The sequence below is a fragment of the Flavobacterium franklandianum genome (genome assembly GCF_007097365.1).
Taxonomy (GTDB): domain Bacteria; phylum Bacteroidota; class Bacteroidia; order Flavobacteriales; family Flavobacteriaceae; genus Flavobacterium; species Flavobacterium franklandianum.
Map to the genome: position 1 here is coordinate 12,793 of NZ_VJZR01000007.1, position 11,599 is coordinate 24,391.

An 11,599-nucleotide genomic window follows, 5' to 3' on the forward strand; every position below is an offset into this window, starting at 1 on the left:
CTACTACAGGAAACTATAAAATATAAATAATGGAATCAAAAATTAAAATAGCCGTTATCGGTTTGGGATATGTAGGTTTGCCCTTGGCTCGATTGTTTGCCACCCAATATTCAGTGGTGGGATTTGATATCAATCAGTCCCGAATTGATTCCCTTAAACGGGGAATCGACAGTACACTTGAGATTGATTATGAAAGTTTACAGCAAGTATTAGTGGAGACTTCGACTACGAATAATGGTTTGTATTGTACTTCGACCCTGGCTGAAATGGCCGATTGTACTTATTATATCGTTACGGTTCCCACCCCTGTGGACAAAAACAATCGTCCCGATTTGACCCCATTATACAAATCCAGCGAAACCGTTGGCCAAGTTTTGAAAAAAGGCGATATTGTCATTTATGAATCTACGGTGTATCCGGGAGTTACTGAAGAGGAATGTGTTCCGGTATTAGAAAAAGTTTCAGGATTAACATTCAATGTTGATTTTTTTGCGGGATATTCTCCTGAAAGAATCAACCCAGGAGACAAAGAGCATACGGTAGATAAAATACTAAAAGTTACCTCGGGTTCTACTCCGGCAATAGGACAGAAAGTCAATGCCTTGTACCAATCCGTTATCACTGCAGGAACCTATCTTGCGGCTTCAATAAAAGTAGCCGAAGCGGCTAAAGTTATCGAGAATTCGCAACGCGATATCAATATTGCCTTTGTTAATGAATTGGCCAAAATCTTCAATATTTTAGAAATTGATACTCATGCTGTTTTGGAAGCTGCAGGAACGAAATGGAATTTTCTTCCCTTTAAACCGGGATTGGTTGGCGGACACTGCATCGGTGTTGACCCTTATTATTTGGCACAAAAAGCACAGCAAAATGGGTATCATCCTGAAATAATTTTGGCCGGACGTCGTTTAAACGACAGTATGGGTGAGTATGTGGCTTCGCAGGTGGTCAAGCTGATGATCAAAAAAGGAATTACCATTAACGGAGCGAGTTTGTTGATGTTAGGGATTACCTTCAAGGAAAATTGTCCCGATGTTCGCAACACCAAAATTGTAGATGTCATTCGGGCATTAGAAGATTATGGTATAAAAATAAGTCTATATGATCCTTGGGCTAATTCAGCAGAGGTTCAACACGAATATGGATTAACAAACAATAATCAAGCACCGACAGCTACTTTTGATGCTATAATTTTGGGGGTGGCTCACAAAGAATTTTTAGATTTGGATATTGATAGCCTCAGGAATACGAACAGTGTTGTTTATGATGTAAAAGGAATTTTAGGAGATAAAGCTGATGGGAAGTTGTAGTTTCTAGGTAGCAGGTTGCCGAAGGCTGGTTTAGGATAAAAGTAGAAAGAGAAAAGATAAATAAAATGAAAAAAATACTTATAACAGGTGGTGCTGGATTTATTGGATCGCATGTAGTTCGCCGTTTTGTAAAGCACTATCCAGAGTACCAAATTTTTAATTTGGATGCACTTACTTATGCAGGTAATTTGGAAAATATTACCGATATCGAAAAACAGTCTAATTACACTTTTGTAAAAGGAGATATTACAGATGAATTTCTTATTGATCAGTTGTTTCAAGACCATTTGTTTGATGGTGTCATCCATTTGGCAGCCGAATCGCATGTCGATCGGTCTATCGAAGATCCTATGGCTTTTGTAAAAACCAATGTGATAGGAACTGTCAATTTACTAAATGCTGCCAGAAAACAATGGGCAAATAACAGCGAAGGCAAACGTTTTTATCACGTGAGCACGGATGAGGTTTATGGTTCCTTGGGTGCCGAAGGCTTGTTTACCGAAACGACTCCATATGATCCCAATTCACCCTATTCAGCTTCTAAAGCTAGTTCTGACCATTTTGTAAGAGCCTATGGTGAAACTTATGGATTGCCTTTTGTCTTGACCAATTGTTCTAACAATTATGGACCCAATCATTTTCCTGAAAAATTAATTCCGTTGTTTATCAATAATATTATTAATAACAAACCTTTACCGGTTTATGGTGACGGAAATTACACCCGCGACTGGTTGTTTGTTATCGATCATGCCGTAGCCATTGATTTGGTTTTTCACCAAGGCAGGAATCACGAAACCTATAATATTGGCGGTTTTAACGAATGGAAAAACATCGATTTGGTTAAAGTATTGTGTCAAATTATGGACGCTAAATTGGGAAGAACTGCCGGTGAGTCGGAAAAACTAATTACTTATGTCAAAGACAGACCGGGACATGATTTGCGTTATGCTATCGATGCCAATAAAATAAACCAAGAATTGGGATGGAAGCCCTCAGTGACTTTCGAGCAAGGATTAGAAATTACCATCGATTGGTATTTGAATAATGAGGGATGGCTTAATAATGTGACTTCAGGCGATTATGAGAAGTATTATTTGAAGATGTATTCTTAGAAGGTGGAGGTTAGAAGAGGGAAGTTAGGAGTTAGAAGTTAGAAGTGGTGAGTTAGAAGTTAGTATTAAGTACAAAGAATTAAGAAGTAAGACTTGAGTTCAAGGAGTAACGCATTAAGTTTAAGAATAAATAACCCAAAACAGATAATAGGAAAACTATGAATTGGTATGTTGTGTATACTAAACCCAAGTGGGAAAAGAAAGTAGCCGAGCGATTGAATACCATTGGTATTGTTACTTATTGTCCGCTGATTACCAAAGTAAGTCAATGGTCAGACCGAAAGAAAATAGTAAGTGTGCCTTTATTCAATTCCTATATTTTTGTTCAGATTGATGAAAAAAAACGAAATGAAATTTTTGAAGTAACAGGTGCTATTCGATATTTATTTTGGTTGGGAAAACCGGCCTTAGTTAAAGATTCGGAAATAGAAATTATCAAGAATTGGCTTTCGGTTCCTGAGGAATTTGAAGTAGCTGTAGATCATTGGAAAAAAGGGGATAAAATTGTGCTGGAATCGGGGCCTTTTGTAAGTCAGTCGGCCGTAATTCGAGAAGTCAAGCAAAACCATTATATTTTGATTTTAGAATCTTTAGGATGTGTTCTTAAAGTGAATAAAAAAGAGTCATAATCTTTGTTTAAAAAATTAATAATTTAAATAAATACTTGCTAAGTACAAATTTAAGAAGTAAGTGGTTTGTTGTTAGTAAAATAAGAGGTCAATAAAATGATTTATTTTAGCCGTTTCAACTGGGTGTTTTCTTTCTGTAAAATAGGTGCTATTTTTTTAATTTAATATAAATTTGCAAACGTTTGATAAAATAGTAGTGCCTGATGGGAGTTGCTGTGGCGAAGCCGTTGGAAGAGGGAAGTTAGAGGTTAGGGATTAGAAGTTTCAATAAAGAGATTAGCTGCAATCTGCAATCTGCAATCTAAAATCTAAAATATGTTGTTGGGCTATTTGCCTAGGTTATACTAAAAATTGTGGGATTGCGTTTTCTTTATAAAAATTTAAAATTAACTTTTCATTATGAAAAAAATAATTATTGTCCTATTTCTAGTATTTGCGGTTTTTCAATCCGAAGCTTTGATGGCTCAGGATTTGTTAAAGGGGACGGATTTAAGCGCTGTTAAAGTTGATTATTTATCGGATAGTGATATCGCCAAAATAAAAGCGCAATTGGTGAGCAACAATACCACTATCGAACAAGTGGAGCCCTTGGTGTTGGCCAAAGGAATGACCGCTTCGGAATATGCTAAATTGAAAGTTAGGTTGGGATCCCAATTGGCCACTGCACCAACCGCTGTTTCCAATACAGATGCTTTCGATGAAAAAAAAGGCGAACCAAGTCGGCTGCAAGAAAAAATAGTCAACAAAAAAGTTAAAGACACTTTAAATTCACTAGTTTTTGGATCGGAATTGTTTGATAATCCCGATTTAAATTTTGAACCTAATTTAAAATTGGCCACACCTGTTAATTATGTTTTGGGACCAGGTGATGAATTGCAAGTTAGTGTTTACGGCGTTCAGGAATATAGCGCAAGCGTTCCAGTTACGATGGAGGGCAAGGTTAACATTCAATATGTGGGGCAAATTCCAGTTTCGGGTATGACCATTGAAGCCGCCACACAAAAAATAAAAGGAGCCATTTCCAGAGTTTACAGTACAGTTGTTTCCGGGCAATCCCAAGTCGGTATTAGTTTGAGCCGCATTCGGACGATCAAAGTAACTATTATAGGCAGCAGACAGCCAGGGAATTATTCTATTTCTTCTTTGGCAACCGTCTATAATGCTTTGTTTTTGGGAGGTGGACCCGCAAAAAATGGCACTTATCGTAATATTGAGCTCTTGAGAAATAATAAAGTCTATAAGAAAATTGACATTTATAATTTTTTAGTCAATGGGAATCAATCGGATAATGTAGGTTTAAAGGATAATGATGTGATTCGCATTCCTGCTTATTCCCAAAGGGTTACTTTAGAAGGACAGGTAAAACGCCCAGGAATCTTCGAGATGAAATCGGGAGAAACTTTTAAAGATTTATTGTCATTCGCCTCTGGCTTTAATGAATTTGCTTATACGGCCTCGGTTAATGTATTGCAAAAAACGTCTAAAGACTTTAAAGTAAAAGACATCTCCTCCTCAGAATACGGCAGTTACAAACCATTGGCTGGTGATGTTTTTAGAATTTCTAAGATTTTGAATCGATTTGAGAACCGTATCAAAATTGAAGGGGCGGTATTTCGACCTGAAATTTATTCTTTTTATGAGGGAATGCGTGTTTCAGATTTAGTTGCTCAAGCCGATGGGTTAAAAGAAGATGCCTATACCAATAGAGCGACAATAGTTCGTTCCAAAGCGGATTTGACTACTGAGGTAACGAATGTCAATTTAGACAAGGCTTTGGCAGGAGATGTCGAAGCCAATATCCTTTTACAAAAAGAAGATGTTGTTACTGTATATTCTATTTTAGACTTCAAGGAAGATTATAAAATTACGATTGATGGTGAGATCAAAAAACCAGGAGTTTATGAGTTTCACGAGAATCTGACATTGAATGATTTATTAGTTCAAGCGGGTGGTTTAACTGGTTCTGCATCCAAAAGAGTAGAAATTGCCAGAATGATCAAATCGGATGAAATAAACGATGTGAATCCTAAAAGAGTACAATTGTTTAATTTAGAAATTTTGGCAGAGAACAATGAGCAAATCAAAAACTTTGAGTTGGCTCCTTTTGATGTTGTGAATATTCGTAGAATGGCTGTTTATGAAAAACCAGAAATGGTAACCGTGAGCGGTGCCGTAAATTATACTGGTAAATATGTTTTGGCCAACAAAAAAGAAAAAATATACGATGTGATTCAACGTGCTGGCGGATTGACTGCTGTTGCTAATATTGATGGTGTAAAAATCAAACGTCCTATTCAAGCCAAACAAATTGAAGCTATAGAAAATGTAAACTTGAATTTAGGGAAGCAGGACTCTATTCAAAATAAACTGACTAAAAAATTGAAAGAGGATTTAAAATATGCTATCATTCCAGTTGATTGGAGAGAAATAGTTAAAGATACTACTGACAAGACCAATGTCACCCTATTTCCGGGAGATGAAATTGAGGTTTCTGTTTACAACGAGAGCGTGAAAGTAACAGGAAATGTTCTCTTGACTTCTGAGATTCCTTTTAACAAGGGTAGGGGGATTAATTATTATTTAGAGTCCGTTGGTGGAACTGATGCCAAAGGTTGGAAAAAGAAAGCCTATATTATTTATCCTAATGGGAAAGCGGCCGTTTCGAGTTCCTTCTTTTTTATCCGTTCGTACCCAAAGGTATTGCCAGGTTCGCAGATTGTTGTGCCTGAAAAGCCTGAGACCAGAAAGATGAGTACAGGGGAATGGGTTAGTGTAGGTAGTGTCATAACGAGTCTTGCTTTATTGATTGTAACGGCATTTAAATAGCGATTTATAGTTTAGTATTAAGATAGAAGTATTAAGACAGGAGGACAGAAAGCAGTCCAGATAGTTTGTGAGTAGCAGCAAAGGATAAGAAAAAACCTAAACAGATAATGGAATGACAACAAAAGAACCTATAGTCAAGGACGAAATAACATTAAAAGGATTGTTCGATAAGTATGCCACATGGTATTATTTTTTTCTTTCTAAATGGAAAATTATTGTTTTGGCTGGTATTATTGGAGGAATCTTAGGATTGGGATATTCACTCACCAAAAAACCAGTATATACAGCAACCCTTACATTTGCACTTGAAGGAGATAAATCTGGAAGTTCTGGTGGGGTCTTAAGCTTAGCCAGTCAATTTGGTTTGAGTTTGGGGGGTAGCGGTGGAGGTATTTTTGAAGGCGCTAATTTAAGTGAGTTATTTAAATCTCGAAATATGGTGGAACAAACTCTTATGATGCCTGTTTTTTATAAAGGGAAAGCTATTTCCTTTGCCGAGATGTACATTCAGAATAAGAAATGGAGGGAGAAATGGAATAAGGAACCCAAGGATGCTAAAATTCAATTTCCACCCAACACCAAAAGAAAGTATTTCACAAGAGCACATGATAGTATTTTGGGGTTGATTTGTGGAGATTTGTCTAAAAATTGTTTGTCCGTTGGCCAAAAAGATAAAAAAGTAGATATTATCACTATGGAGTTTACATCCGGAAACGAACAGTTTTCTAAAGAATTTTGCGAAGCATTAGCAGGGCAAGTAGGGCTGTTTTATATCACAACTAAAAGCAAAAAAGCAAGAACCAATATGGAAATTCTGGAAAGACAAACCGATTCCATTAGGAGAGAATTGAATAGTGCTATTTCAGGAGTGGCAACAGCAAATGACAATACTTTTAATTTGAATCCTGCATTAAATGCCCGTAGGGTGCCATCGTCACGAAAACAAGTTGACGTTCAGGCAAATGCAGCCATACTCACTGAGCTAGTGAAACAAACAGAATTGGCCAAAGTTACAGTTAGGCGAGAAACTCCATTAATACAAGTTTTAGATAGGCCCATATACCCTTTGAAAATGGAAAAATTTAGAAAATTGAAAGGGTTGATTATGGGTGGTTTTATGGGTGGTTTTTCTGTAATGGTATTTATGGCTGGAAGAATCAGATTGAAACAACTAATGGCTAAATAGTTTTGGTGTTTGTTAATTTTAAGAAAACAAAATTTTAAGAAGCTCCAATTTTTAGCAACAACTTAACTTCCATTTTTTGCAGATCTATGAGTTCATTCCTAATTATATAAATGAAACAATCGGCTAAAGAGGCTATCCTAAATTTTTCCTACGTTTTTATATCGCAAGGGTTCTCACTTATTTTGAGTATATCCATGTCTTTTATTATACCTAAAATACTAGGCATTGAAGAGTTTGGCTACTGGCAATTTTTTTTGTTTTTGAGTTCCTATGTTGGTTTTTTTCATTTAGGGTTATTAGACGGGATTTATCTTCGATATGGGGGAAAGTCTTTTTCGGAGGTAGACAATACCTTATTAAACTCTCAGTTCAAAATTCTATTTGTTATAGAATTGATTGTTGGACTCTTTGTTGTCTTATTTGCCCTATTTTATTCCATCGATCCTCAAAAAAAGAGTATTCTTATTTTTGCCTCCATATATTTGATTCTTTCCAATCTATCTACTTTTTTTGGAACTGTTTTTCAGGCTTTTAATAGAATGAAGTTGTTTTCAATTTCAGCTGTTATTGATAAAGTTGTTTTTTTAGTTTTCTTATTTTTTTTATTCTCGTTCCAAGTAAAGAATTCTGAATATTATATTTTTTTTTATGTTATTGCCCGATTGTTTGGATTGATTTACTCGATTTATCACGGAAGAGTAATCGTATTTGCAAAGGCATTAGAATTCAAAAAAAGTCTGATTGAATTTAAAGAAAACCTATCGGTTGGCTCCTTATTGATGTTGTCTAATATTGCAGGAATGCTCATTTTGGGAGTAGGTCGGTATTTAATTGAAAAAACATGGGGGATTGTACTATTTGGTAAAATTTCATTTTCTATATCGTTAACTGCTTTTTTCTTATTGTTTATTAGCCAAGTTAGTATTGTTTTATTTCCCTTATTGATTCAACGGGGCAGCGAGCAGCAAAAGAGGGTTTATGTCGTAGGGTTGGATTTCTTGAACATCGTTTTGAACGGAGTATATCTCTTTTTCCCTATTGTTGCACTATTTATCAAAATCTGGTTACCATCTTACATTGATAGTATTTATTATTTTGTTATACTTCTGCCTTTGTGTTTGTTTGATGGGAAGATGCAAATTCTTTTTAGTACCTACATGAAGCTATTGAGAAAAGAAAAATTACTACTACTATTTAATGTCATTTCTTTAGTAATTGTTTCTGTATTTTCTATTGTAGGAGTTTTGTTGAACAATCTCAATTTTGTTATTTTTTCTATGACTATAGCTGTAGCCATTAGGTCTATAATAGTAGAGGTGTATCTCTCAAAATTATACAGTTTGTCGATGGTTAAAAAGATAGCATATAATTTATTTTTATCAATACTGTTTTGCTATGTAATGATTGTATTGGATCCTATAATGGGTTTTTTTATTTTTTTATTTTTTTATGTACTGTATTTAATTTTGATGAAAAAAGAGATAGTTCATATTGTTGTTTTTATTAAAGAACTAAAAACAAAATAGCATTAGAATGGTCAATATTATTGTAAATATTTTATTTCTATTTTTTGGGATTCATCTTTTTTTAATGATTAATAAGAGATATTCGAGTGTGATTAATCATGTTAGTATATTTACCTCTGTTTGGTTGTTTATAATTTTAGGTTCCCAGCTATCAGGATATGTTGTTTTTCAATTGAATACATTGGTAGTCGTGTATTTGTCATGGTATTTTTACTTGTTTGGATCTTATCTCAGTGAAAGCGAGATCAATATTGATTCTATAGTTGTTAAAATATTAGATATTGAAAAAATAAAAATTGCTTGCTATGTTTTAGTTGTTTTGTCTTTTTTTGCCAATTTAACCATCCTTAAGGATGTTTTTTTTAATTTTTCTTCGTTTGAAGTTTGGGCTAAAATGAGGAATGATCAGGCATTTTCAGACTACAGAGACGGTAATTATTTTTATACAGTTTTTGGCAACACTTCCAACATTTATTTGCCTTTAGCGATTTATCTTTTCATGGAAAAGAAAATAAATTCGTTGGTGCTTATAGTCGTTTATTTAGTTTCTATATTGATTGCTGTGGCTGCTTTTACTAGAGCTCCCATGTTGTATTTGATCATTATTTCGATTGTGTTTTTTACCTATCAAGCTAAAAGAGTTCCTTATAAACTTATTTTAACTTCTTTTACTGTGCTGGTTTTGTTATTTGCGGTATCTTCCTATTTTATAGGGGAAGTTAGTCAAGGGGCTGTCGATACCAATTCGGCTATTAATCTTTATTTGTATGGCGGAATTACGGCTTATCAAAATCTTTTAAATGGTAAATATTTCACTTATGATGTGTTTGATAGTAGTTATTATAGTTTTGATTTTATAAATTATATTTTAAAAACGTTTCGGATTATCAAATCCTATCCTGATTTAGTTCGAGAGTATGATCAGGATTTGCCCACAAACGTTTACACTTACCTTGATTGTTTTACTTTAGATTTTGGGTTTATGGGGGCTTTTTTGGGTTCTTATATACTAGGTTATATTAGCAAAATAATATATTTACGATATTATAGAAATCAGAGTATTTTTGATTTGATATTATATTCTACAATATGTTACTTTGCTTCTTTTATATTTATGAATAATGAATACATACGATTTACATTTGTTTTATTTATTGTAAAGATTTTTATAATTAAATTTTTAATTCGGTTCAAATTTGAAATGCCAACCCTTACCACTTGAAATGAAATTTATTAGAATAGTCATATTAAACTATAATAGTTCCCAATATACATTAGACATTATAAAAAATCTTGAAACGCAATCTTATAAAAATTATGAGATTGTAGTTGTGGACAATGCTAGTAAAGAATCAGAAAGACAACTCTTGAAAGCCAATTTGCCAAAAAGCATTTTGTGTATTTATGCCGATACAAATTCGGGGTATTCCATCGGTAATAATTTAGGCATGAGAATAAAAATAGCCGTTGAACCCGATTATTTTTTTGTTTTAAACAATGACGTAATCATTGAAGATGATTTCTTATTAGAGCAACTTGTTGCCTCATTTAATTGGGTTGGACCCAAAAAAGTTATTGCAATATCACCCTTGGTCAATACTTTATCCACAAAATTACCTCTTGAAAAGCAAATCCAAGTCAGAAGAGTTTTGCCTACTTTTCAATTGTTTTTTGTGTGCTGCACTATTTTTAAATTAGTTACAAAAAAATCATTTGCAAAGTATGTCTACAAACATGAAATGCCTTATATCAATAATTATTTAGCTTGTGACAGTATCAATGGAGCCGCTTTTATTATAGAGGCTAATTTTATGAAGAAAAATAATTATTTAGACGAAGGGACCTTCTTGTTTTTCGAGGAAGTCATTTTGGGCAGACAAATTTTGGATGCAGGCGGAACCTGTCTCCTTAATGGCAAAACGTCTTTACAACATTTGCAAGGAATGTCAACCAAAAGTTCGGTACAGCAGTTAAATGTGCAAATGGAAAAATACAAGCGGGAGAGTGAACTATATTATTTTAAAAAATATTGCGGACTAAATACTTTCAATTCAATGCTTTATGTTTTCTTTAAAAAAATTGAAGTGCTTTTGAAACAAATTATTTATTAACCTATGATTGGAGTAAAAATATGGGGAGGATTAGGCAATCAAATGTTTCAATACGCCTTTGGACTTTATTTATCGAAAAAAAGACGCGAAAAACCTTTTTTTTTTACAGAGATCAATAAGGAAAATGTTTTAGCTATTGATTATTTTAAGGTTTCTATTGCGTACCTTTCAACTGAAGCCTTAAAGAAAAATGGCTATGATGTTCAAAACTACTTTTTATACAGGTTCAAAAGGAAATTATTTCAAAAGTTGCCTTTTTTGAATAAGAAGATATTAGTAGAAAATGTGTCGGCCTATAGACCTGATATTTTGGATACTTATTCTTTATTTGATGGCTATTGGCAATCCTATAAATACCTTCAACCCATCGAACAAAAGCTTAAGGAGCAGTTTGTCTTTGAGGGAATTGAATTTACAGGCTTGGATTTATATACAGAAATTAAAAATGTTAATTCCGTTAGTCTTCATATTCGAAGAGGAGATTATCTCAAGGGGAAGAATGCAGCAATTTATGAAAACGTTTCAATGGCGTATTATGAAGAAGCCATTGGTTATTTTTCGAAAGAATTAGTGGCGCCCCAATTTTATGTTTTTTCAAATGATATAGATTGGGTTAAAAATAATTTAAAAATGCCAAAAGACCTACAGTTTGTTTATGTTAACAACACTACAATTGAAAATGCTACTCTAGCCGATTTGCATTTAATGTCAATTTGTAAGCACCATATTATCGCTAACAGTACCTTTAGTTGGTGGGGCGCTTGGTTGAATTCCTCGCCCGAAAAGAAGGTGATTGCACCAAAAAAATGGTATAAAGGAAAAATGAATGAATTAACCTTAGATTTAATCCCGCCAGAATGGAAAAGACTTTAATGAGTAAAGAAATTAAAATATTT

9 protein-coding genes are annotated in these 11,599 nt (G+C 33.9%); all 9 read left to right on the forward strand.

Features of this window, described 5'->3' with window-relative positions:
- Window positions 1–29: 29 nt before the first annotated feature.
- The 9 genes from FNW17_RS09345 (at window position 30) to FNW17_RS09385 (ending at window position 11,576) form a co-directional block, all read left to right on the forward strand.
- Window positions 30–1,313, forward strand: coding sequence for a nucleotide sugar dehydrogenase (locus FNW17_RS09345; protein ID WP_185965288.1), 1,284 nt, complete (start codon window positions 30–32; stop codon window positions 1,311–1,313).
- 65 nt (window positions 1,314–1,378) lie between these two features.
- Complete coding sequence (gene rfbB / locus FNW17_RS09350) at window positions 1,379–2,425, forward strand: dTDP-glucose 4,6-dehydratase (protein WP_144071498.1); 1,047 nt, start codon at window positions 1,379–1,381, stop codon at window positions 2,423–2,425.
- A 158-nt stretch (window positions 2,426–2,583) separates the two neighbouring features.
- Complete coding sequence (locus tag FNW17_RS09355; RefSeq protein WP_144071499.1) at window positions 2,584–3,054, forward strand: UpxY family transcription antiterminator; 471 nt, start codon at window positions 2,584–2,586, stop codon at window positions 3,052–3,054.
- A gap of 399 nt (window positions 3,055–3,453) precedes the next feature.
- Window positions 3,454–5,880, forward strand: coding sequence for an SLBB domain-containing protein (locus FNW17_RS09360; RefSeq protein ID WP_143389615.1), 2,427 nt, complete (start codon window positions 3,454–3,456; stop codon window positions 5,878–5,880).
- 112 nt (window positions 5,881–5,992) lie between these two features.
- Window positions 5,993–7,066 (forward strand): lipopolysaccharide biosynthesis protein, encoded by a 1,074-nt coding sequence (locus FNW17_RS09365; protein WP_143389616.1) that lies wholly within the window; start codon window positions 5,993–5,995, stop codon window positions 7,064–7,066.
- A 110-nt stretch (window positions 7,067–7,176) separates the two neighbouring features.
- Window positions 7,177–8,592 carry an oligosaccharide flippase family protein gene (locus FNW17_RS09370; RefSeq protein WP_144071500.1) on the forward strand — a complete coding sequence of 472 codons (1,416 nt, stop codon included), beginning with the start codon at window positions 7,177–7,179 and terminating at the stop codon, window positions 8,590–8,592.
- Between the two features lie 64 nt (window positions 8,593–8,656).
- Complete coding sequence (locus tag FNW17_RS09375) at window positions 8,657–9,814, forward strand: O-antigen polymerase (protein ID WP_185964771.1); 1,158 nt, start codon at window positions 8,657–8,659, stop codon at window positions 9,812–9,814.
- A gap of 1 nt (window position 9,815) precedes the next feature.
- Window positions 9,816–10,703, forward strand: coding sequence for a glycosyltransferase family 2 protein (locus FNW17_RS09380; RefSeq protein WP_143389619.1), 888 nt, complete (start codon window positions 9,816–9,818; stop codon window positions 10,701–10,703).
- Between the two features lie 3 nt (window positions 10,704–10,706).
- Window positions 10,707–11,576 (forward strand): alpha-1,2-fucosyltransferase, encoded by an 870-nt coding sequence (locus tag FNW17_RS09385; RefSeq protein WP_144071501.1) that lies wholly within the window; start codon window positions 10,707–10,709, stop codon window positions 11,574–11,576.
- Window positions 11,577–11,599: the final 23 nt, after the last annotated feature.